Consider the following 23,031-nt stretch of genomic DNA (forward strand, 5'->3'; position numbering starts at 1 on the left):
ATTAATTTGTTTGTAAAAAGGCTGTAGCACAAATGTACAGCCTTTTGTTTTATTGAATGTTATAGGTAGCTCCTTTTTCAGTAGGGAAACTTACCTCTTGAGGTTTCTTTTTAGAACGTATTAATAAGTTCTTTTTGTAGTAAATACTTTTGCCTGCAGGAAGTAGAACGCTACAGTTAGCACCATTGATAGATGTGATGGTAGCTTTTTTTAGGCGGTGTTTTTTCCAACTGAAACTTACCTCAAAACCATTGCGAGCTTTCATTCCTTGCATAGATCCTTTTTCCCAATCTGGGTGTAAGGGAAGAGCTGGTAAAAAACGAATGGTATAATTTTTTCCATGACTTTGTAAAAGCATTTCGGCAATACCTGCTGCACCTCCTAAATTTCCATCTATTTGAAAAGGAGGGTGAGCACAGAATAGGTTAGGATAAGTACCTCCATTTTGTCCGCTTGTACTATTCGGATCTACAGGGTGTAACAATTGTCGTAATAATACTAAAGCGTGATTGCCATCTTGCAAGCGTGCCCAGAAATTTATTTTCCATGCGCGTGACCAACCAGTACCACCATCTCCACGTATTTGAAGTGTTTTTTTAGCAGCTTCAGCTAAATCTGGAGTATCCCAAGGGGTAATTTCATCGTAAGGATATAATCCATAGAGATGTGATACATGGCGATGTTGAGGGTCTGCGTCTTTCCAATCATCCAACCATTCGTTGAGATCACCTTCTTTTCCAATACGATTGGGAACAGTATGAGATATTACTTCTTGCCATTTTGGGTAAAGTTCACTATCTAAATTTAGTATTTTAGCGGCTTGGAGTGTATTGCTAAAGAGTTCACGTACTATTTGCATATCCATAGTAGGGGCTGTACAAGTGTTACCTATTTGCTTTTTACCATTTTTTAACTGAGGCATTACATAAGCATTCTCGGGTGAGTTAGAAGGAGCAGTTACCCAATATCCAGTTTTGGCGTCTTTGATTAATAAGCTTTGGAAAAAAGCTACAGCTTCTTTTAGTACGGGGTAATATTCTTTTAGAAAATCAGTGTCGTGAGTATAGAGGTAGTGTTGCCAAATGTGTTCACATAACCACGCTCCTCCTGTAAGTGTTGAGCCCCATTCAGCTGATTCTCCTGGAGAGGTATAAAACCAAGGGTTGCTAATCACGTGTGCTACCCAACCATTAGCATTGTAGTAGGATTTTGCTGTTTTTCGTCCATTAGGAAGTAAGTTTTTAGTAAACTGATGTAAAGGATTGGTAAGTTCAGAAAGATTTGTATTCTCAGCTAACCAATAGTTCATTTGTAGATTAATATTTAAATGGTAATCGCCATTCCAAGGAGTTTGATATTCTTCTGCCCATAAACCTTGTAGATTAGCAGGGAGCAGGCCTTCACGAGAAGAAGAGATGAGTAGATATCTTCCAAAATTGTAATATAATATAGGGAGTAAGGCATCTTTTTCGCCTTTGTAAAATTGTTGTAATCGTTCAAAGGTACTGAGAGTTGTTGTATTGGTATTTTTTGTATTATACCAACGATTGCGATTGAATAACAATTGATAAGCTTTTTGACTTTCTTTAATAGCATTATCAAAAAGAATTGTTGTTTTTTGTAAATAGTTATTAGCCTTTTGTAGTACATTGTCTTGTGTAAGTCCTCCTTTAGTAAAATTATAGTTAGTTGCAGCGCTTATTTTGAGTACTATTTCCTTGGCTTTTTGTACAGAAGTTGCATTGGTTGTATTTTGAAGATTTCCATCTGTTTGAATGTTTATAACCGAAGCAAATTGCATTCCTTGCGTGTTTTCATTAGGTAGTACCCCAGAAAGTATAATTTTGTTTGAATCATAGAGTATTGTGGCGTTTTCTTTGCGATGTAGAGAAATATCAATATCTAAGGGTTGAGAAGCTGTAATTTTTATCCAAATAAGATCGTTTTTAAAATCAGCAAAAGCTATTTGTTGAACATTGTTGTTACCACGTTTAAATGAAGTAAAGGCAGTAGCTTGGTCTAAACGAAGAATGCGTTGGTAATTCTCTATAGGGAGGGTGTTTTTCCAATCTAATAGTAATTCACCTAATATTTGGTAACAACCATAGTTGCAATTTGCTCCATTGCCTTTACAAGAGCCTTTTCCCTTAGCAATAAAGTGTTTTTGCAAAAGATCTTGTGCCTCTAAATTTTTGCCGTTTAACAATAGTTGTTGTATTGTTTTTAGGTGTACATGAGCACTAGGGTCATCGGCATCTTGTATACCCCCTGACCAAAGAGAAATCTCGTTGAGTACAATTCTATCAATATCAGTTTTACCAAAAATCATAGCGCCTAAGCGTCCATTACCAATTGGAAGACTTTCAGTAAAGTGTTCAGCAGGTTTATGAAACACAACAGAAACATCCTGAGATTGCGCAAAGATAGACAAGCCAATTAACAAAGATATAAAAAAGCTAATAGTTTTCATAATTTATAAAGTTTATACTATTTTAATAATAAATCGCTATTGCCTACTAGGTTGAGTTTATCATCATAAATGGTTATTTTATAGCTGCCTTTTTCAAAGTCTTTACCTACTTTAGCAATAAAATCACAAATATCTACACTCTTGTTGTCATAAATAAAATGTGAGGCAGTACTATAGTTTAGACTTTCTTTACCAGCAGAAAAATTTTTATTACGACCTAAAATAGTCCCAGAAGGACTCGTTACTTGTATGTAGAAATATCTTGATCCAGATTTAGCTATTTTGTTAGCACCAACAGTAAAACATATTTTCAACTTATCGGCAGCTCTACCCCTATCGGTAGGTTTGTTTTTAGAGCCTTTTACCGCTTCAGCAATAAGTTTACTGATTTGCAAAGCAGCACCTGTTTCTACTACTTTTTTGAGTTGATTAGTTTGGCGGGAGAGAGAGTCCACTTTTGCACTTGCTAAATCTAATTTCAGACTCATACTATCTAAATCTTTTTTGATAACTGAGTTTACGCGCATCAAAGAGTCATTTTTTCTTATCAAAAGCTCTCTTTCTCTAGTTAGAGTAAAGGCTTGACTTTTGAAACGTGCTAAAGAAGAAATGCTAACTTTCATATTTTGCAAAGAATCAATGTATAGGTCAATTTTATTGCGTGCTTGCAACAAATTTTTTTTTACATCTTTGTTTTCAATCACTACTTTATCATAACTATCTCGAAGTAGTTCTAAATCACTCATTACTTGCTTTTTTTGAGTAGTTAACTCATTTTCAGTAGCTTGTCTATCCTTATTGAGAGAATAGGTATAATATCCTAAACCGCCAGTAGCAATAGCTAATATGGCGATAAGAATTTTAGATAAAATACCTCCTCCTCTAGGCTTGTCTTCTTCAGGGAGTCCATAAGCGGGAAGAGATTGCTCGGCTCCTATTTCAGCTAAACTATTGTTAGCTTGTTCTAAAAAAAGGGTTTTGTCGTAGTTATTACTCATAAATCACTTTTAAAAATATTGCAAATGTAGAAAAAAAAATGTATATAATGCAAATTTTTCACATTTTTTATTCATATTAAAAAAGAAGTTGTAATTTTGCAGCCGTTATTTAATGCAAACAAGTTATGTTAATACGTTATTTTGCTATTATTTTTGGCTGTTTAGGTATAGGTGAATTGATTGTAACCCTTACACACATTCCTTTTCCTTCTAGTATCATTGGAATGCTTTTTCTCACCTTATTTTTGCAACTCGGATGGATAAAACTGCAATCAATTAAAGCCCTCTCCGATTTGCTAATTTCTAATTTAGGTCTCTTTTTTGTTCCTCCTAGCATAGGTATTATGGCTTATTTCAAGCAGATAGGTGAAAACTTTTTAGCTATTTTTATTTCTATTATTATTAGTACTATAGTGGTGATTGTAGTTACTGGTCACGTATATCAATTTTTCCGTAAACGTCTCAAATAAAATGAAAGCACTCGCAGAAAATCAAGTAGTATTATTAGGTATTACCTTTATTTTTTATTATGGGGTATTGCTACTACAAAAAAAATATAATTCAGTATTCTTAAACCCTGTACTCATTACAGTTTTGGTATTAGTTTCATATCTTATTATTTTTGGAATATCTCCAGAAAAATACGAAGAAGCAGGGCAATATATTGATTTTTGGCTCAAACCTTCTATTGTAGCCTTAGGAGTGCCTCTTTATCTCCAACTTTCTAAGATAAAAAAACAACTGATTCCGTTAGTAGTTTCTCAGTTTGCTGGTAGTTTAGTAGGGATTATAACAGTGTGTCTAACAGCCAAATGGTTAGGACTTTCCAATGATATAGCCATTTCTTTAGCACCAAAATCAGTAACAACTCCTATTGCATTAGAAGTATCGCGTGTGCTCCACGGCATAGAGCCTATCACCGTGATGGCAGTGATGACTACGGGCTTTTTGGGGAATATTTTTGGAATTACTTTTCTCAATTGGTTTCGTATCAAGAGTCCGATGGCTAAAGGAATTTCCTTAGGCACAGCTTCTCACGCATTGGGTATAATGGCAGCGTTTAACCTCAGTGAAAAATATGCTGTATATGCGAGTTTGGGGATGATATTCAATGGTATTTTTACAGCTGTATTAGCTCCTACAGTGGTGCATCTGTTGTTCTAATTTCAGTGTTTGTTATACTTGCAGAATAAGGAAAATAGTACAAGCTATCTACTTTTCCATCTTCAAAATGAATAAGAACTTTATCTATAGTAATGTTGTTATCAGTAGAAGTCAGTTTAAAAAGTGTTTTAATATTGTTTAAACTCTTTTGAAAGATAGCCATATCGTCAATAAACTCACACTGAGTAGACTGTTTTTGCTCTTGAGGAGTTATTTCTTCAATCATTACATAATGAAGTGTGTTGTTTTTAGTAAAACTAAACTCTATCTTGTAATGAATATGGTAGATAGCTAAAAGATTTTGGTTTTCAGACCATACATCGGCTATAGTTTGAACAAGAGTTTTATCATATAAGGCTTTATTTATGCCTTTATTTGTAAAGAAATCAGTTGTTTTTATGGTATACATATTTTATCAGATTTGCTAAAATTGATAGTAATGTCGCTATTGAAAACAAAGAGGTGATAAAAGCCAATGGTAAAGCATAAATAGTAATCTTTTCCAAGAAGTTATAAGAGAAAAAAACTATCTCAAAAATACTATTGCTCAAGATTGCTCTTTTTGAGGGATGGTTACTTTCCTCATATTGTAGCAGATAAGGAAAGAGTGTTATATAACTGGTGAGCAATAATAAGAGGGCTACTATTAAATAGAAGCCAAAGTCTTTAAATGGTGTATATTTATCTACATTCATTGCACTATTCAACTATTATTTTTTGTCCTTGCTTTGAAAAATAATCTATAATAGCTTGTAATATTTCTTCTTGTTCTATATAAGATAGGGTATTATCTATTGAATTGCGATAAATAACATAACTGTAAATGTTTTTTGCTGATAACAACAATCCTTCTCCTAAAATTTTATAGTAATTACCTTTGTAAGATACTATAATATTTCCTCTTGTAATTTCTTCTATTTTAATAGGTTCCTTATTACAAATCATATTGTCCTACATATACTAATTGATTAAAAATTTCACCTTCTACAATATCGCGAGTATCTCCTGAATAGAAAAAAACAGCATTCCCTTGATAAATACCCATTTCTTTACATTTTTCTACTAATAAAGTTCTATTTTTAGCTCCCAAAGGTGTTTCTTTTGCTAAGAATTCTACATCTAAAACCCTATCAAATAAAGGAATGATACCTATAAAGTCGGGGTCATATTCTTCTTCGTTAATATCTTTACAAAAAAGGCAGTTATTATCTTCATCAAAATAAGATTGAAACTCCTCATTAGTACCTTTAAAAGTACCTATCCAAATTTTTATTTTGTTCATTTTCTTTTTAATAAGGTAAACTATTTCCAAATATCTTTAGTGCTTCAAATGAGTTATCAGTAGTTTCTTTTATACTGAATGTTTTCATATATTTTGTAGGATTACGAAATATATGTCCATAAATTCTTGTGTCGTTGTAACTGATTAAGAGTATAAGCAATTTGTTGGTTTTGAGGTAATTCTAAATTAGGGTCGGCTTTGAGTAGGTCGATAGCTTGAAAGCGAGCAGCTTTTAGTATATCTTGGTCTTTCACGAGATCGGCTATTTTTAAGGCAAGCACTCCACTTTGTTGAGTTCCCATCAGGTCGCCAGGACCTCGCAGTTTAAGATCTACTTCAGCAATTTCGAAACCATCATTAGTGCGCACCATTGTTTCCATACGAATGCGAGTTTCGTTACTCATTTTGTTACCTGTGAGCAATATGCAATAACTCTGTTCACTACCACGACCTACACGTCCGCGCAATTGGTGTAGTTGCGAAAGACCAAAACGTTCGGCACTTTCAATTACCATTACTGAAGCATTAGGTACATTTACTCCTACTTCTATTACAGTGGTAGCTACCATTATTTGTGTTTCATTGCGCAGGAAACGCTCCATTTCAGCATCTTTTTCAGCAGGTTTAAGTTTGCCGTGAACAATCGATACTTTGTATTTGGGTAAAGGGAAACTTGCTGTGATATATTCATAACCTTCAGTAAGATTTTTAAAATCTAAAGCTTCTGATTCTTCTATGAGAGGATATACCACATAAGCCTGCCTACCTTTATCTATTTCTCTTTTGATAAATTCATAAGTCTCTGCACGTCGGTTTTCATATTGGTGTAAGGTTTTGATAGGTTTACGCCCCGGAGGAAGTTCATCAATTACTGATACATCTAAATCGCCATATACACTCATTGCTAAAGTACGCGGAATGGGAGTAGCTGTCATTACCAAAATATGAGGAGGTATAGTGTTTTTACGCCATAGTTTTGCTCTTTGTTCTACCCCGAAACGGTGTTGTTCATCAATAATAGCAAGTCCTAAATTCTGAAATTGTACCTTCTCTTCTAATAGAGCGTGAGTGCCTATGAGAATAGAAAGTTCTCCAGATTGTAATTGTTCATCTAATATTCTGCGTTCTTTTGTTTTAGAGGAGCCTGTGAGTAGAGCAACGGTTATCCCAGTGTTTTTTAGCAACTCACTAATGGTTTGGTAATGCTGGTTAGCAAGAATTTCGGTAGGAGCCATTAAACAAGCTTGGCAATGATTATCTACTGCCAAAAGCATTGTCATTAGAGCAACAATTGTTTTTCCAGATCCAACATCGCCTTGTAACAAACGGTTCATTTGGGCATTGGAGCCTACATCAGCACGTATTTCTTTCAGTACTCGCTTTTGGGCATTGGTGAGAGGAAAAGGGAGGTGATGGTTGTAGAAGTTCATAAAAGCATCACCTACTTTTTTGAAAGGTTGTCCTTGAAATTTCTGTTTGTGTAACAGATTTTTGCGTACTAATTGTACTTGTATATAAAAGAGTTCTTCAAATTTCAATCGTATAGAGGCTTTGGTAAGCAAGGATTGGTTGGTAGGAAAATGAATGTTACACATTGCCTCTTGCTTAGAAATGAGATTCATAGCAGTGAGTATTGTATCGGGTAGATTCTCAGTAAAATTATAGCCTATTTCTTCAAAAACAGTTTGTACTAATTGTCGCATTACTCTATTGGTAATGTTGCGTTTAGCTAATTTTTCAGTAGAAGGATAAACGGGCTGAATGCTGTTATGTCCTATTTTTTTGAACTCGCTGAGTAAATCCATTTCGGGGTGAGGCATAGAAAAAGTTCCTCCAAAGAAATTCAACTTGCCAAAAATAACATAAGGCTCGTTGATTTTTAGAGAATCACGCAACCATTTTAGCCCTTTGAACCACACGAGTTCCATAGTTCCTGTCTCGTCTACAAAGGTAGCGACAAGGCGGTTGCTTTTTTGATGAGTCGACTCTACAGTACGTAGATTTACTATTTTACCCATGAGTTGTACCTCAGCATTATTGTTTTGTAGCTCATTGATTTTGTAGAACTTAGTTCGGTCGATATACCTATTAGGGAAGAGGTTCAACAAATCTTGATACTCATAAATGCCGAGTTCCGTTTTCAGGAGTTCAGCTCGCTGAGCGCCCACCCCGCGTAGATGACTTATAGAAGTATGTAGGATATTTTCTGGAATCATAAGGGCAAAAGTAGTGAATAATTAGTAAATGAGCAAATTTGCTAATTGAAAAAAATATTGTTACTTTTGCGCCCTGAAAAAGTTAATTATCAACTGTTAATCGAAAATATATGACTTCACAAGAAATAAGAAATCTATTCCTAAAATTCTTCGAAAGCAAAGGACATACCATTGTTCCTTCAGCTCCTATGGTAATCAAAAATGACCCTACCTTGATGTTTACCAATGCAGGTATGAACCAGTTTAAAGAGTTTTTCTTAGGACACGCAAAACCTAAACACAAACGTGTAGCTGATACTCAAAAATGTTTGCGTGTATCAGGCAAACATAACGATTTGGAAGAAGTAGGTCGCGATACGTATCACCATACGATGTTTGAGATGCTCGGCAACTGGTCGTTTGGTGATTACTTCAAAAGAGAAGCTATTAGCTGGGCTTGGGAATTGCTAACTGAAATATATAAAATTCCTAAAGAAAATCTCTATGTAACCGTTTTTGAAGGCAGCGAAGAAGATGGTGTACCTTTTGACCAAGAAGCATTCGATATTTGGAAAGAACGCATTGCTGAAGATCATATCTTGCTTGGAAATAAGAAGGATAACTTTTGGGAAATGGGAGATCAAGGACCTTGTGGACCTTGCACTGAAATTCACGTAGATATCCGTTCAGATGAGGAAAAATCCAAAGTAGCAGGGCGTGATTTGGTGAATAACGACCACCCTCAAGTTATTGAGATTTGGAATAATGTGTTTATGGAGTTCAACCGCAAGGCTGACGGTAGCCTTGAAAAACTTCCTTCACGTAATGTAGATACAGGGATGGGCTTTGAGCGCCTCTGTATGGTACTTCAAAACAAACAATCAAACTACGATACCGATGTTTTTACTCCACTTATTCACAAAGTAGAAGAGATTACCAAAAGTCATTATAATAGTAATGGTCGTGTAACTCCTGAGCAAGAGCAGGTAAATATTGCAATTCGTGTGATTTCAGATCATATTAGAGCAGTAGCTTTTGCTATAGCCGATGGTCAGCTACCGTCTAACAACGGAGCGGGTTATGTAATCCGCCGTATCTTGCGTCGTGCCATTCGTTATGGTTTCACTTTCTTAAACCAAAAAGAACCATTTATCTATAAATTAGTAGAAACCCTTTCCGCTCAAATGGGGGCTACTTTCCCCGAATTGGAGAAGCAACAATTATTGATTATGAGTGTGATAAAAGAGGAAGAGGCTTCTTTCTTGCGTACTCTTGAACAAGGTTTGTTGATGCTTGATGTGATGATACAAAATAGTCCTGATAAGCAACTGTCAGGTGGTAAAGCCTTTGAATTGTATGATACTTATGGTTTTCCTAAAGATTTAACGGCACTCATTCTTTCTGAAAAAGGGCTCACTATGGATGAGGAAGGGTTTGAAGTACAATTACAAAAACAAAAAGAACGTTCGCGTGCGGCTGCTCAAGTAAAAACTGATGATTGGGTAGTGCTTCGTGACGACGATGAAGAAGAGTTTATAGGGTATGACACCTTAGAGGCTGTAGTGCGTTTAGTGAAATATCGCCGTGTAGAAAGTCAGAAAGATGGTACACACTTCCAGTTAGTATTCAATACTACGCCTTTTTATCCTGAAGGGGGAGGGCAAGTAGGCGATAAAGGTACATTACAAGCTGCTAATGGTGAACTTATTTATATTTTAGATACTAAAAAAGAAAACAACCTTATCATTCACATAGCAGAGCATCTTCCTACTGAACTCAACGACCCATTCAAAGCCGAAGTACATCCAGTAGCTCGTGAAATGGCAGAAGCCAACCACAGTGCGACACACTTGTTACATCAAGCTTTGCGTGAGGTATTAGGCACACACGTAGAGCAAAAAGGTTCACGTGTAGCCCCTGAAGCTTTGCGTTTCGACTTCTCTCACTTTGCTAAACTCACTTCTGATGAACTTAAAGAAGTAGAGCGTTTGGTAAACAAACGTATTTTTGAGAAAATTCCTTTGCAAGAACACCGAAATATTCCTATCCAACAAGCGGTAGAATCAGGGGCTATGGCGCTCTTTGGTGAAAAATATGGCGACCGTGTACGTATGATTCAGTTTGGAGATAGTAAAGAACTCTGTGGGGGTACTCACGTGAAAAATACAGGTGATATTTGGTTTTTCAAAATTATCTCAGAAGGAGCCGTAGCAGCAGGTATTCGTCGTATTGAGGCAATCACTCGTGGAGGAGCTATGCAGTATTTCATTGAACAAGAACAGCTGGTAGAGCGTATCAAAGAAACACTTAAAAATACACAAGACCCTGTGAAAGCTATCACACATTTACAAGAAGAAAATGCAGCTTTGCACAGAGAATTGGAACAACTGAAAAAAGAACAAGCTAAACAACTCAAAGCTAATCTCAAAGCTGAATTTACAGAAATTAATGGTATTCAATGTCTTATCAAGCAAGTAGATGCTGAGGTAGCAACACTTAAAGACCTTGCTTTTGAATTAGGTAATGAGGTGAAAGATGCTTTTGTATTCTTTGCTTCAGCTCACGAAGAAGGTAAAGCACTCTTATTGTGTTATATCAATAAAGAATTAGCTCAAGCTAAAGGTTTAGACGCTGGCAAAATAGTACGCGAATTAGGTAAATACATTCACGGAGGTGGAGGTGGTCAACCATTCTTCGCCACTGCAGGAGGTAAAAAACCTGAAGGTATTGCCGAAGCATTATCTAAAGTAAAAGACTTTCTATAATGAATTTTTTAGCCCATATTTATCTCTCAGGAGAAGGTGATGAATTACTTACCATTGGTAACTTTATTGCCGATACCGTACGAGGTAAAGAATACTTACAATACCCCGAAGCAATGCAACGGGGTATTTTATTACATCGCAAAATTGATACATTCACTGATGCGCATCCTATTTTCCGACAAAGTAAACATCGCCTAGTGCCTACATATAATCATTATGCAGGAGTTTTAGTAGATATTTACTACGATTACTTTCTTGCTAAACATTGGAAAGAATATTCTACTATATCTTTAGAACAATATGCCCAACGTTTTTACAACTCTTTAGAAAAACATCAACTCTTATTAAGTGAAAAAGCACAGAATTTGAGCAAATATATCATAGCAGAACATTGGTTAGAAAAATATCAGACTATTGAAGGAATAGCATCAATACTCTACCAAATGGATAGGCGTACGGGATTTATTTCCAAAATGCAATATGCTGCCAATGATTTGTGCAAAGATGAAAGTTTATATGAAAAAGAGTTTGAAAACTTCTTTGGAGAAATACAAAGATCTATATGAAGTATTGGTTTTCAGAAGATTGTATTGTTGATGCTATTTATTTTTCATTTTTCATTTTTCACTTTTCACTTTTTTTTATACCTTTGCCTCGTTTTTTGTACAAAAATGCCAATATCTCTCATTCAAAAATACAATGTAGCAGGTCCTCGCTATACTAGCTACCCTACTGTTCCTTATTGGGATAGTAGTACTTTTTCCACTGAAAAATGGTTAGAGAGTTTATCCAAATCATATTCTGAGAGTAATAGTACTGAAGGTATTAGTCTTTACATTCATTTACCTTTTTGTGAGAGCCTTTGTACTTTTTGTGGTTGTCATAAGCGTATTACCAAACGTCACGAAATGGAAATACCTTATATAGAAGCAGTACTCAAAGAGTGGCAATTGTATACTGATTTTTTGAAAGAACGCCCTCGTATTAAAGAAATACATTTAGGAGGTGGTACTCCTACCTTTTTTCAACCTTCTCAATTATGTCGTTTGATAGAAGGAATTTTTGAGCGTGCTGATAGAGTAGAAAACTATGAATTTAGTTTTGAAGGTCATCCTAATAATACCACTGAAATACATTTGCAAACCCTTTATGATTTAGGCTTCAAACGTGTGAGTTATGGAGTACAGGACTATTCTCCTAAAGTGCAAAAAGCCATTCATCGTTTGCAACCTTTTGAGAATGTACAGCGTGTTACCGAACAAGCCAGAACTATCGGCTATACCTCAGTGAGCCATGATTTGGTCTTTGGATTGCCTTTTCAAACCTTAGACGATGTACTCTTCACTATTGATAAAAGTAATACCCTTCGTCCAGATCGTATAGCTTTCTATAGTTATGCACACGTGCCTTGGATAAAAGGTAGTGGGCAACGTGGTTTTAAAGATGAACATGTACCTACAGGAGAAGTGAAGCGTCAATTGTATGAAGTGGGTAAACAGCATCTACTTGAGGCAGGCTATATAGAAATAGGAATGGATCACTTTGCTTTACCTACTGATAGTATGTATCACGCATTCAAAAACAAACAATTACATCGTAATTTTATGGGGTATACCTCCTCTAAAACTCAAGTGATGATAGGTTTAGGAATGTCATCTATCAGTGATAGTTGGTATGGTTTTGCTCAGAATGAAAAAGACTTAGACGATTATTATTCACGTCTTGAAAAGAATGAAATTCCTGTTTGTAAAGGACATATTCTTAATAAAGAAGATTTGATTATCAGGCGTCACATTCTTAACTTAATGTGCCAGTTTGAGACTTCTTGGACTGATGAATCACTTCAATTCTTTGAAATAAATGAAGTAATAGCACACTTGGAGGAGATGCAAAATGATGGATTGTTACATATATCAAACAATCGTATAGAAGTTCCTGATGCAGGGAAACCTTTTATTAGAAATATTTGTATGGCTTTTGATTTACATTTACAACGCAAAATGCCTAACACCAAAATATTTAGTATGACAGTTTAAAAAGTTATACTTAACCGTTATAGTGATTGAGTTTTTTAGTTAGTGATGAAAAGGGACAGTTGTGAAATTCGTCCCTTTTCTTTTTGTATTTTTAGAAAAAAATATTACTTTTGCCCCGAAATAAAAACAAATCATTTTTTTAACTTAAAAATTGAATTATTATGGGATTTTTAAAAGAATTTAAAGAGTTTGCAGTAAAAGGCAACGTAGTAGATTTAGCCATTGGGGTTATCATTGGGGCTGCTTTTGGTGCTATTGTGTCATCATTAGTATCTGATGTGATTACTCCTTTGTTATTAGCACCAGCTTTAAAAGCTACAGGAGCTGAAAATTTACAAAGTTTAGTATGGAATGGAGTAGCTTACGGTAAGTTTTTAGCGGCTATAATCAACTTCTTGTGTGTTGCTATTGCATTGTTTATGCTTGTAAAAGGTATAAATAAAATGAAGAAGAAAGAAGAAGAAGCTCCAGCAGCGCCAGCTGGTCCTACTCAAGAAGAACTATTAGCTGAAATTAGAGATTTATTGAAAAAATAAATAAAAAAATCGTGTAACCGCAACACTACACATTTCAACAATTGTTTAATTAAAACCACGCCCTATTTTATAAGGCGTGGTTCTTTTTTATAAGTTTTTTATTAATACGCTTTATAAGTCCCGCTCCTTCGTAGATAAATCCAGTGTAAAGTTGTACTAATGAAGCTCCTGCTTCTAATTTTTCAAGAGCATCCTCTTCACTAAAAATACCTCCTACACCTATGATAGGAAAGGCTTTACCACTTTTCTCACTTAAAAATCGAATTACTTCAGTAGCGCGCTTGCCAAGTGGTTTTCCACTAAGTCCACCAGTTTCTTTCTTGTTATCAGACTGTAGTCCATCTCTATTAATAGTTGTGTTGGTAGCAATTACCCCAGCAATATGCGTTTCTTTTACGATTTCTATGATGTCTAATAACTGTTCATCGGTGAGATCAGGAGCGATTTTTAAAAGAATAGGTTTAGGTTCTTTTTTGGTTGAGTTTTTATCTTGAAGGGTATTTAGCAACTGTTTAAGAGGTTCTTTTTCTTGCAGTGAGCGTAGGTTAGGAGTATTAGGAGAACTTACATTTACTACAAAATAATCTACATAATCAAAAAGTTGTTCAAAACAAATGAGATAATCGTTTACAGCTTCCTCGTTAGGAGTTGCTTTGTTCTTTCCTATATTGCCTCCTATTAATACACTTTTGTTTTTTTTGAGTCTCTCTACAGCCGCTGCTACTCCTTCATTATTGAACCCCATACGATTAATAATTCCTTTATCGTCTATAAGACGGAAAAGTCGTTTTTTAGGATTTCCAAGTTGTGGTTTAGGGGTAATGGTGCCTATTTCTATAAAACCAAAACCTAAGTTGGATAATTCTTGGTATAAAGTAGCGTCCTTGTCGAGCCCAGCTGCTAATCCCACAGGGTTTTTGAAGTGTAATCCAAAAACCTCTCGGTGCAAAGAAGGATGTTCTACTTGATAGATAGCCCGAATGAGAGAGGATACAAAAGGTATTTTGTGTATCAACTTCAAATATCTGAAAGTAAAATGATGTGCCTTTTCGGGGTCAAGACTAAATAATAAAGGACGGATGAATAACTTGTACATAGCTGTTGATTTAAAATACTTTTCTTAATTTACACTATAACTAGTTCCTTGTTTACCATCTTTAAGCTGAATGCCCAATGCGAGGAGTTCATCTCTAATCTTGTCGGAAAGTGCCCAATCTTTATTAGCACGAGCTTCCATTCGCATATTGATAAGTAGTTGGAGAACTCCATCGAGTTTGTCATTGTTATTAGCAGCTTGTTGCTCGCTTTGTAAACCTAAAACATCAAAAATAAAGGCGTTCATTAGATTTTTTAATTCCTTGAGTTCGGCTACTGAAATCTTTTCATCACCATTAATCCATTTTACGGCTTCGAAAAGATGAGCTATGAGTATAGGTGAATTGAAATCATCTAAAAGTGCATCATAGCATTTTTCTTTCCATTTATCTATTTCATAAGAAAGAGGTCCTGGGTGTTCTAAAGCAGTAGTTTTTTCATTCAATATTTTTACTGCTTCCATAAGTCTATTGAATCCTTTTTCAGCAGCAAGCATAGCTTCATTAGAGATGTCAAGCACACTACGATAGTGGGCTTGCATAAAGCAAAAGCGAATAACAGCAGGAGCAAAAGCTTTCTCAAAGAAAGTGTTTTCTCCACTTATAAGTTGCATTGGCAAAATATAATTACCAGTAGATTTACTCATACGTTGTCCGTTCATTGTGAGCATATTGGCGTGCATCCAATAACGAACAGGGTTTTCTCCGTAACCAGCTTTCCCTTGTGCTATTTCGCATTCGTGGTGTGGAAATTTTAAATCCATACCACCCCCGTGAATATCAAACTGATTACCAAGATATTTTGTACTCATTATTGTACATTCTAAGTGCCAACCAGGGAACCCATCGCTCCAAGGTGATGCCCAACGCATAATATGAGCTGGAGAAGCTTTCTTCCAGAGCGCAAAGTCTTGAGGATTGCGCTTTTCTCCTTGTCCGTCCAAGTCACGAGTATTAGCAAAAAGTTCTTCGATATTTCGATGTGAGAGTTCTCCATAATTGAGTCCTCGTTTGTTGTATTCAAGTACATCAAAATATACAGAACCATTGCTTTCATAAGCAAATCCATCTTTTAGTAATTTTTCGGTAAGTTGTATTTGTTCTAGTATATGCCCTGTAGCAGTAGGTTCAATAGTAGGAGGTAGTAAGTTGAATATTTCTAAAACTTTGTGAAAATCTACAGTGTACTTTTGTACAATCTCCATAGGTTCAAGTTTTTCAAGGCGAGATTGTTTTACAAAGCGGTCATTATTCACATCGCCATCATCGGTAAGGTGACCAGCATCTGTGATATTACGTACGTAGCGCACTTTGTAACCTAAAAAGTTAAGTGTGCGATACACAAAATCAAACGACATAAAAGTACGCACATTACCTAAGTGGACGTTACTATATACGGTAGGTCCACATACATACATCCCTACATTATTTTCGTGTAAGGGTACAAAAACTTCTTTTTCTCCAGTAAAGGAATTGAATATTTTTAATTGATGATTCATTCTGATATTGTAATTAATTATTAAAGATTAACCGCGATAGATAATTGCTTGATTTAATGCTTCTACCACTTTTTCAATGTATTGTTTATCAGGAGAACTTAATACATCTGAAGTGCCTGAGTTACTGCTGATTCTTACATAATAGTTATAGAAATATTCAGGCTTTAACTTGCTTATTTTATATATTGCAAAAATAATAAGAGCAATACAAATAAATATTATAACATAAGAGATTGAAGAAGAGGCAGTTTTTAGCATTTTGCTAATACTGATAGTTTGATATTGAAAGAGTAATAATGCAGAAGCGAAACCTATGAGAACTTTATAAAGCGTTTTGCTAGGTTTTTTTACCCAATAGTTGGAAGCAGTTGAAACTGATGAAATGTTTCGCAAAACATATGTTTTATCACCTATTACTAATCTTGATTGAGAAACTAATACATTATTTTGTTGAAAGAAGATTCTTTCTTTATTAATTTGATTGTCCATAATTTATTACTAGTTTTATTATTAAAAAAATGGATTTTGTCAGAGTTTAAGTTGTTTTAATTTTGTTTTTATTTGCCAATCTAAAAAACTTTCATTATAATGAGTAATTTGTAAAGAGATATAAATTTAATAATCAAATTACCTAGGTTAAATTTGTGAGGTATTTTCTAGGTCAAACTTACAATTTAGTATTTTGTCTTTAATTTTATATCTTTCTCCATTACTTTTAGTTTTTAAAATAATCTCCCCCAAAAAACCTGCAATAAATAACTGTGTACCAATAAGCATAGTAATAAGTGCAAGATAAAACTGAGGTCTATCAGCAATAAGGCGACCATTAGGGTTGATAAATAATTTATCAATTCCAAGGTAAGCTGAGAATAAGAATCCTATAAAGAACATCAGTACTCCCAGTGCTCCAAAAAAGTGCATTGGTCGTTTGCCAAAATGCGACAAGAAACTAATGGTGATAAGGTCTAAAAATCCGTTGATAAACCTACTTATACCAAATTTTGTAACACCATATTTGCGAGCTTGATGTTGCACAACTTTCTCAGTAATACGATTGAACCCCGCATTCTTTGCTAATACGGGAATATAGCGATGCATCTCTCCTGATACTTCAACATTCTTTACAACCTCTTGTTTGTAGGCTTTAAGCCCACAATTAAAGTCGTGAAGTGTGAGACCTGAGGTTTTGCGTGCTGCCCAGTTGAAGAGTTTAGAAGGTAGGTTTTTTGCCAAAACTGAATCGTAACGTTTTTTCTTCCAGCCTGATACGAGGTCATACCCTTCTTGGGTAATCATATTGTAAAGAGCAGGAATCTCATCAGGACTGTCCTGCAGGTCGGCATCCATAGTAATCACCACATCTCCTTGTGCTTGTTTAAAGCCAGCGTGTAGCGCTTGTGATTTACCATAGTTGCACAAAAAGCGAATACCCTTTATGTTACTATCTTTAGCCGATAATTCTTCAATCACCTGCCAAGAATTATCAGTACTACCGTCATCTACAAAAATAATTTCGTAGGAATAACTATGTTCAGTAAGTACTTTATGTAGCCACTGATAAAGTTCGGGTAATGATTCTTGTTCATTGAGTAGTGGTATGACAATTGATATATTCATTAGAAAATATTTACTTCAAATTCTAAGGTGATGCCAAATTGCTTGAGTACAGTTGCTTGTACATAATGAGCCACAGCTAAAATTTCTTTGCCAGTAGCTTTTCCATAGTTCACAAGCACTAAGGCTTGCAAGTTGTGTACTCCTGCATCTCCCTTTCTATATCCTTTGAGCCCTGCGCGATCTATCAACCAACCTGCAGGCACTTTTACTTGTGTTTCATCAATAGGGTAAGAAGGAATATCTGGATATTGAATTTTTAATTCTTCGTAATTAGTTTTTGAAATGATAGGATTTTTGAAAAAACTACCACAGTTCCCTAATGTATCAGGATTAGGCAGTTTGCTTTGGCGTATGCTTATTATTACTTCCGAGAGTTGTTTAGGAGTAGGGGAGGAGAGCCCTCTTTCTGTGAGTAGCTGTTGGATAGCCCCATATTCGGTATGCAAAAGATGATTGCGTTTGGTGAGTTTGAAAGTAACTGCTGAGATAATATAATTGCCTTTTTCTTTTCCTTTGAAGATAGATTCACGATAGCCAAAACTACATTCGGCGTTGGTAAAATTTCGCTTTTGTAAAGTGTGAATATTGATAGCCTCACAACTCTCCATTACATCTTTAATTTCAACCCCATAAGCTCCAATGTTTTGCACTGGGGTAGTTCCTACATTTCCATAGATGAGTGAGAGGTTTTCAAGTCCGCCATAACCTTGAGATAAAGTATATTGCACAAACTGATGCCAGTTTTCACCTGCTTGTGCTTTAATCCATACATTATCATTATTTTCTTTTACAATGCTAATACCCTTTAGAAGAATATGTAATACAGGTTGTGTGATATCTTGGGTGAGTAACATATTGCTCCCTCCACCTAAAACAAAAGGATTTTTGTGTTGTTGCAAAGCCTCAACTAAAGCCTCTTCGCTGTGTATAGGGAGGTAAATGTTTGCTTTGGCATTGATATTGAAAGTGTTAGGTATTTGCATAACGGCTTATCTAAAATCACCGCGCAAAGGTAAGAGATAATTAGCAAATTAGCAAATTTAACATTGATTCTTCGCTTGTTAGCTAAGATGGTAAAAGATAAAAAACTAACTAAAAATTTGGAACTATAAATCTAAAAGAAGTATATTTGCAACGTATTATAGTTTTATTAGCAATTATGGAGCTTGATATCCTCAAAAATAATTGGAGTGATGCACAAATAGTAGAGGTGTCCTATCAGAAAGGAACCTTACAATTAGCATTAAAAGACTATCAAAACACAATACATAAGTACCTTTTTGAGAATGTCATTGCATTATCATTTGAGAATTATCTCAATGAGGATATTAGTGAGATACGTTCTTCTTTTTGGAAAGAAGAAAATGATACCATTTGCCAAATAGATATTCTATCGGCTTGGGCAAATAAAGAAATTGTAAGTTTTTCATTTTTTACACATTACTATGGCAGCCGAAGGATATGTAATATTTGAAGATACTACTTGGTATCAAAAGCATAAAGAAGAAATTAAAGAACAGATTATTTCATTAGATACTTATGTGCGTCATCCAATGCAAATAGGTGCCTATCTAATAAAAGAAGGTGAATATTGGCTAAAAGGTATTGAGAGTAAACCTCCCCCAGCTGATTGGTCATATAGTGTACGTATCTTTTTAGATCAAGAGGACTATATTTTTATAGAAATCAGTGCACATCCCCCAAGTATAGAGAGAACCCTTACACAATTTTTAAATTGGATAAGAAAGCAAACCCCTATCGTTTTTCAAGATGAAGACGGAGAGGATTTTGGTTATCAATAAATTAATTATGAACTCAAAAGAAATAGCAAATGGCATACTTCGTGCCGTAGGAATCATTGTTTTAGTAGTATTAGGGCTCTATACACTCTACTTACTGCAATCTATTATTATTTATCTCATTGTATCATTGGTACTGACACTAATGGGGAAACCTCTTATTCAGTTCTTCTATAAAAGGCTAAAAATAAAGAGCAAAACCCTCTGTGTTATCCTTACAATGACAATTTTTATCTTGTTAGCCTTGAGTGTTTTTAGCTTGTTTATTCCACTACTTGTTTCACAAGGCAAGAACCTATCAGGGCTTAATATCGATTTACTCAAAACTAATATAGACAACCTTATTCAACAAACCCTCAGTAAGGTAGGTTTTCAAAAAGAAGATTATTCTTTTGGAGTACAAGAAATGTTGAATTTTATTGATATTCCTAACTTTCTTAATTCTTTTATCTCTTTTATTAGTGATTTTGGAGTGGGAGCCTTTTCAGTACTCTTTATCAGCTTTTTCTTTATGAAAGATGGTGAAAAAATTCTTATAGCCCTTCTTTCTACCTTTTCTACTCACAGAAAACGAAAACTCAAAACCTCTATTTTCAAAATAAACAACCTCTTATCGCGTTATTTTGTAGGATTGATACTTCAAATTAGCATACTTTTTGTTATTTACACTATTGTGTTGCTTATTTTTGGGGTAGAAAATTCCTTTATTATAGCATTGCTCTGTGCATTACTAAACCTTATTCCCTACATAGGCCCAATGATAGGTTTTATATTAATGGCATTACTAACAATGAGCAGTAATCTGCAAAATGATTTTATGAGTGTAACCTTGCCTACTACGTTCTATGTGTTGATAGGCTTTTTAGTAGGACAGTTAGTAGATAATGTTTTTTCGCAACCTCTTATTTTTTCAAATTCTGTAAAATCTACTGCTTTAGAGATATTTCTTATTACCCTCATCAGTGGTACTCTTTTTGGAATGTTAGGGATGGTAGTTGCTATTCCAGCCTATACTGTCTTAAAAGTGACTTTAAAAGAGTTTTTTCCTAATAACAAAATAGTAGTACTACTTACTAAAAATCTATAACTATGAAACAACTATTGGTTTGTAGAAATATCCGATAAAATAAAAATACAATTCTTAGATGCTAAATTAAAAATATAACTCTAAATTTTACAAAAAGCTAAATAGCTATTAATCTGCTTTTTTTCAAACAATTAAAAAAAATAACTAAGAAAAAAAATACTTTGTGTAATAACTATTCAAAAAAAAATTGTAACTTTGTAGCCTAATATCAAAATTGATAAATTTTAAAAGAAATGAGTAAATACGACGTTATTGTATTAGGAAGTGGTCCTGGTGGTTATGTTACTGCCATTCGCGCTTCTCAATTAGGTTTCAAAACCGCTGTAATCGAAAAAGAAAACCTCGGAGGTATCTGCCTCAACTGGGGTTGTATCCCTACTAAAGCTTTGCTAAAATCAGCACAAGTGTTTGAATATCTTAAACACGCTGAAAGCTATGGTATCAAAGTAAAGGATGGCTCTTTCGACAAAGATTTTCCTGCTGTTATCAAACGTAGTCGCGACGTAGCCTCTACAATGAGCAAAGGGGTACAGTTCTTAATGAAAAAGAACAAAATAGACGTGATTATGGGCTATGGTACTCTTAAACCAGGTAAAAAAGTAGATGTAAAAGATAAAGACGGTAAAGTAACTGAATATAGTGCTGACCATATCATTATCGCTACTGGAGCTCGTTCACGTGAGTTACCTGCTCTTCCTCAAGACGGTAAAAAAATCATTGGTTATCGTCAAGCACTTACTCTTCCAGAGCAACCTAAAAAAATGATTGTAGTAGGTAGTGGTGCTATTGGTATTGAGTTCGCTTACTTCTACAATGCTATGGGTACCGAAGTAACTATTGTAGAGTTTATGCCTAATATAGTTCCTGTAGAAGATGAGGATATTTCAAAACAACTTGAAAAGAGCCTCAAAAAATCAGGTATCAATATTATGACTTCTGCAGAAGTAACCAAAGTTGATACTTCAGGTAAAGGTGTAAAAGCATTCGTGAAAACCGCTAAAGGAGAAGAAGTGCTCGAAGCTGATATTTTGCTCTCTGCTGTTGGTATCAAAACAAATATAGAAAATATTGGTTTAGAGGCAGTTGGTATTAAAACTGAACGCGATAAAATTCAAGTAAATGAATTCTATCAAACTAACATTCCTGGTTATTATGCTATTGGTGACGTAGTGCCAGGACAAGCCTTAGCACACGTAGCTTCTGCTGAAGGTATCATCTGTGTGGAAAAAATCAAAGGTATGCACGTAGAACCTCTTAACTATGGCAACATACCTGGTTGTACTTACTGCACTCCTGAAATAGCTTCAGTAGGTCTTACAGAAAAACAAGCTAAAGAAAAAGGCTATGAAATAAAAGTAGGTAAATTCCCATTCACAGCCTCTGGTAAAGCTAATGCCGCAGGAACTACTGAAGGTTTCATCAAAGTAATCTTCGATGCTAAATATGGTGAATGGTTAGGCTGCCATATGATTGGAGCTGGTGTTACCGATATGATTGCTGAAGCCGTAGTAGCCCGCAAGTTAGAAACTACAGGTCACGAAATTATCAAAGCTGTGCACCCTCACCCTACTATGAGTGAAGGCGTAAAAGAAGCTGTAGCCGCTGCTTATGGTGAAGCTATTGATATTTAATCAGTACTTACAAATTTAAACAAATATCTAAAAACTCCAAGTAACAAAATTGCTTGGAGTTTTTTTTAAAAAAAACTTTATTATGTTAGAATACATTGATTATAAAGAAGTCTTTCTAAAGCTATTTTTTAGCTATCGAACTTTTCTATATGCATTTTTAATCTACTATCTAATTAAAAATAGAAGCGATTGGAAACGAATGAGTTATCAACTATTTGCTGTTAATATTTTCTTGCCCATAATAAGCTTAGTAGTAAATATATATCCATTAAACCTAAAAGGTTTAGAGTTTTTTTACTTTTTTGGATATGCTTCAGGTATTTATTTTTTCTATGGGTTGGTAGCTTATTTTTTAGAAACAGATAAAGCACCACGTTACGATATGAATATATGGGTATTGTTGCTGGTAAGCGTATTCTCATTAGGTGCTTATGTACCTATTTGGATAATGAAAAAATACAAACAATACAATATCAATACCAAATACTTCTGGATAGTATTGGTATATTTGTATCTATACCACCTGCGTCTTAACTTTATGGGTATTACCGATTGGAGTAATTCCCAAATTGGAAATCTAAATATATTGTATATTATTAGTATTTCCTCACTGATTATTTGGACAATAGTAATATTATTTTTTTTACAAGAACAGATTGAAAAGAAGAGTAAAATTATACAATTTAGAAATTGGTATTTCACCTTGCTGTTTGGTATCTTCTACATTCAATATAAAATAAATGACGAAGTACAATTTTGGAAGAGAAAAGGCATAGAAAAATAAGTGATATATTCTTTCTAAAACAAAAATATATAAATACTATGTATTTGATAAATAACTGTTTACTAAATATTTTA

General features: G+C 34.6%; 22 protein-coding genes. 11 read left to right on the top strand and 11 right to left on the bottom strand.

Features of this window, described 5'->3' with window-relative positions; translation table 11 throughout:
* Positions 1-49 precede the first annotated feature (49 nt).
* Together Q0162_RS03090 and Q0162_RS03095 are read right to left on the bottom strand one after the other, a co-directional pair.
* Positions 50-2,470, bottom strand: a complete 2,421-nt coding sequence (locus Q0162_RS03090) for a glycoside hydrolase family 95 protein (protein ID WP_297888940.1) — start codon at positions 2,468-2,470, stop codon at positions 50-52.
* A 17-nt stretch (positions 2,471-2,487) separates the two neighbouring features.
* Positions 2,488-3,468, bottom strand: a complete 981-nt coding sequence (locus tag Q0162_RS03095; protein ID WP_297888942.1) for a hypothetical protein — start codon at positions 3,466-3,468, stop codon at positions 2,488-2,490.
* A 125-nt stretch (positions 3,469-3,593) separates the two neighbouring features.
* On the opposite strand from Q0162_RS03095, the gene Q0162_RS03100 reads away from it, so the two are divergent.
* Both Q0162_RS03100 and Q0162_RS03105 read left to right on the top strand, forming a co-directional pair.
* Entirely contained in the window at positions 3,594-3,938 is a 345-nt protein-coding gene (locus Q0162_RS03100; RefSeq protein ID WP_095897721.1) for a CidA/LrgA family protein, read from the top strand.
* Position 3,939: 1 nt separating this feature from the next.
* On the top strand, positions 3,940-4,632 hold the full coding sequence (locus Q0162_RS03105; RefSeq protein ID WP_297888946.1) for an LrgB family protein: 693 nt from the start codon (positions 3,940-3,942) through the stop codon (positions 4,630-4,632).
* On the opposite strand, the gene Q0162_RS03110 is transcribed toward Q0162_RS03105, so the two are convergent.
* The 4 genes from Q0162_RS03110 to recG form a co-directional block, all read right to left on the bottom strand.
* Complete coding sequence (locus Q0162_RS03110; RefSeq protein ID WP_297888949.1) at positions 4,607-5,041, bottom strand: hypothetical protein; 435 nt, start codon at positions 5,039-5,041, stop codon at positions 4,607-4,609. The two genes, Q0162_RS03105 and Q0162_RS03110, sit on opposite strands and share 26 nt — an antisense overlap.
* Before the next feature lie 290 nt (positions 5,042-5,331).
* Entirely contained in the window at positions 5,332-5,577 is a 246-nt protein-coding gene (locus Q0162_RS03115) for a porphobilinogen deaminase (protein WP_278638027.1), read from the bottom strand.
* A complete protein-coding gene (locus Q0162_RS03120) occupies positions 5,567-5,914 on the bottom strand; it encodes an immunity 22 family protein (protein WP_297888952.1) in 348 nt (115 codons plus the stop codon). The genes Q0162_RS03115 and Q0162_RS03120 overlap by 11 nt, the downstream gene beginning before the upstream one ends.
* A 101-nt stretch (positions 5,915-6,015) precedes the next feature.
* Positions 6,016-8,130 carry an ATP-dependent DNA helicase RecG gene (gene recG / locus Q0162_RS03125; protein ID WP_297888955.1) on the bottom strand — a complete coding sequence of 705 codons (2,115 nt, stop codon included), beginning with the start codon at positions 8,128-8,130 and terminating at the stop codon, positions 6,016-6,018.
* A gap of 110 nt (positions 8,131-8,240) precedes the next feature.
* Between recG and alaS the strand changes: the two genes are divergently transcribed.
* From alaS to mscL, 4 genes are all read left to right on the top strand, one after another.
* Positions 8,241-10,874, top strand: coding sequence for an alanine--tRNA ligase (gene alaS / locus Q0162_RS03130; RefSeq protein ID WP_297888958.1), 2,634 nt, complete (start codon positions 8,241-8,243; stop codon positions 10,872-10,874).
* On the top strand, positions 10,874-11,440 hold the full coding sequence (locus Q0162_RS03135; RefSeq protein ID WP_297888961.1) for an acyl carrier protein phosphodiesterase: 567 nt from the start codon (positions 10,874-10,876) through the stop codon (positions 11,438-11,440). The genes alaS and Q0162_RS03135 overlap by 1 nt, the downstream gene beginning before the upstream one ends.
* Positions 11,441-11,545: 105 nt before the next feature.
* Complete coding sequence (hemN, locus tag Q0162_RS03140) at positions 11,546-12,910, top strand: oxygen-independent coproporphyrinogen III oxidase (protein ID WP_297888964.1); 1,365 nt, start codon at positions 11,546-11,548, stop codon at positions 12,908-12,910.
* A 161-nt stretch (positions 12,911-13,071) separates the two neighbouring features.
* Positions 13,072-13,446, top strand: a complete 375-nt coding sequence (mscL, locus tag Q0162_RS03145; RefSeq protein ID WP_297888967.1) for a large conductance mechanosensitive channel protein MscL — start codon at positions 13,072-13,074, stop codon at positions 13,444-13,446.
* A 67-nt stretch (positions 13,447-13,513) separates the two neighbouring features.
* Here the strand turns inward: mscL and Q0162_RS03150 are convergent, their stop codons facing one another.
* The 5 genes from Q0162_RS03150 to murB all read right to left on the bottom strand — a co-directional run bounded on the left by Q0162_RS03150 (position 13,514) and on the right by murB (position 18,639).
* Positions 13,514-14,542, bottom strand: coding sequence for a quinone-dependent dihydroorotate dehydrogenase (locus Q0162_RS03150; protein WP_297888970.1), 1,029 nt, complete (start codon positions 14,540-14,542; stop codon positions 13,514-13,516).
* A 24-nt stretch (positions 14,543-14,566) separates the two neighbouring features.
* Positions 14,567-16,039, bottom strand: a complete 1,473-nt coding sequence (cysS, locus tag Q0162_RS03155) for a cysteine--tRNA ligase (protein ID WP_297888973.1) — start codon at positions 16,037-16,039, stop codon at positions 14,567-14,569.
* Positions 16,040-16,066: 27 nt separating this feature from the next.
* A complete protein-coding gene (locus Q0162_RS03160) occupies positions 16,067-16,528 on the bottom strand; it encodes a DUF6232 family protein (protein ID WP_297888984.1) in 462 nt (153 codons plus the stop codon).
* A 147-nt stretch (positions 16,529-16,675) separates the two neighbouring features.
* Positions 16,676-17,656: a glycosyltransferase family 2 protein gene (locus Q0162_RS03165; protein ID WP_297888987.1), complete on the bottom strand. Its 981-nt coding sequence runs from the start codon at positions 17,654-17,656 to the stop codon at positions 16,676-16,678.
* The gene (gene murB, locus Q0162_RS03170; RefSeq protein ID WP_297888990.1) at positions 17,656-18,639 is read right to left on the bottom strand and encodes a UDP-N-acetylmuramate dehydrogenase; all 984 of its coding nucleotides are present in this window, start codon (positions 18,637-18,639) and stop codon (positions 17,656-17,658) included. Before murB ends, Q0162_RS03165 begins: the two co-directional genes overlap by 1 nt.
* 146 nt (positions 18,640-18,785) lie before the next feature.
* Here murB and Q0162_RS03175 point away from each other — a divergent pair, with 146 nt between their 5' ends.
* From Q0162_RS03175 to Q0162_RS03195, 5 genes are all read left to right on the top strand, one after another.
* Positions 18,786-19,130 carry a hypothetical protein gene (locus Q0162_RS03175; RefSeq protein WP_297888993.1) on the top strand — a complete coding sequence of 115 codons (345 nt, stop codon included), beginning with the start codon at positions 18,786-18,788 and terminating at the stop codon, positions 19,128-19,130.
* Positions 19,102-19,458, top strand: coding sequence for a hypothetical protein (locus tag Q0162_RS03180; protein WP_281639101.1), 357 nt, complete (start codon positions 19,102-19,104; stop codon positions 19,456-19,458). Before Q0162_RS03175 ends, Q0162_RS03180 begins: the two co-directional genes overlap by 29 nt.
* A 7-nt stretch (positions 19,459-19,465) precedes the next feature.
* Entirely contained in the window at positions 19,466-20,542 is a 1,077-nt protein-coding gene (locus Q0162_RS03185) for an AI-2E family transporter (protein WP_297888997.1), read from the top strand.
* 233 nt (positions 20,543-20,775) lie between these two features.
* A complete protein-coding gene (gene lpdA, locus Q0162_RS03190; protein WP_297888999.1) occupies positions 20,776-22,173 on the top strand; it encodes a dihydrolipoyl dehydrogenase in 1,398 nt (465 codons plus the stop codon).
* Positions 22,174-22,255: 82 nt separating this feature from the next.
* Positions 22,256-22,957 (top strand): hypothetical protein, encoded by a 702-nt coding sequence (locus tag Q0162_RS03195; protein ID WP_297889001.1) that lies wholly within the window; start codon positions 22,256-22,258, stop codon positions 22,955-22,957.
* Positions 22,958-23,031: the final 74 nt, after the last annotated feature.

The organism is uncultured Capnocytophaga sp. (assembly GCF_937936315.1).
Classification (GTDB): Bacteria; Bacteroidota; Bacteroidia; order Flavobacteriales; family Flavobacteriaceae; genus Capnocytophaga.